Annotated in this window: 1 pseudogene; it reads right to left on the bottom strand. The window is 32.1% G+C overall.

The features are described from left to right. Positions 1-473, bottom strand: a pseudogene (locus tag LS81_RS11475) (glycosyltransferase family 2 protein); the annotation flags it as partial.

Below are 473 nucleotides of genomic sequence, written 5' to 3'. Positions count from 1 at the left end.
GCATAAGAAACCAACTACTGGCAATATGATATTGCTTAGTCATTCTCGCATTATTAAAAGCCTTATAAATATGCTTGCAATGTGGGACTATGTGTGGATTGTCGGAATCAAAGTTAGTAATACTGTTGCTTCTAATTCTATATAAATACAGTTTATCCTTTAAAACATAGATATTATTGCTCTGTAAAAACAATAGGCAACCAAAATTATGGTCTTCATGAATTACGTCATCAAGAAAATATAATCCAATGTTCTTGAGGAATATAAAATCAATTAAGCCAGACCATGCAAAATAAAAGCTACCGATTTCTTTCTTAATACAACAATCTAGCCATTCTTGGCTACTTATTCTTGTGTCTCCTTGGAATTCAAAGCATTCTTGCATAGTTATTCCCCATTCCCTCTTGTTATCATTTTCATAAAATGGTAAGAAATCAAACCACACAATCTCAACACCATCTGAATGCTTTATG

The organism is Helicobacter trogontum, assembly GCF_000765905.2.
Taxonomy (GTDB): domain Bacteria; phylum Campylobacterota; class Campylobacteria; order Campylobacterales; family Helicobacteraceae; genus Helicobacter_A; species Helicobacter_A trogontum.
This window is presented reverse-complemented; position numbering and strand designations above follow the sequence as displayed.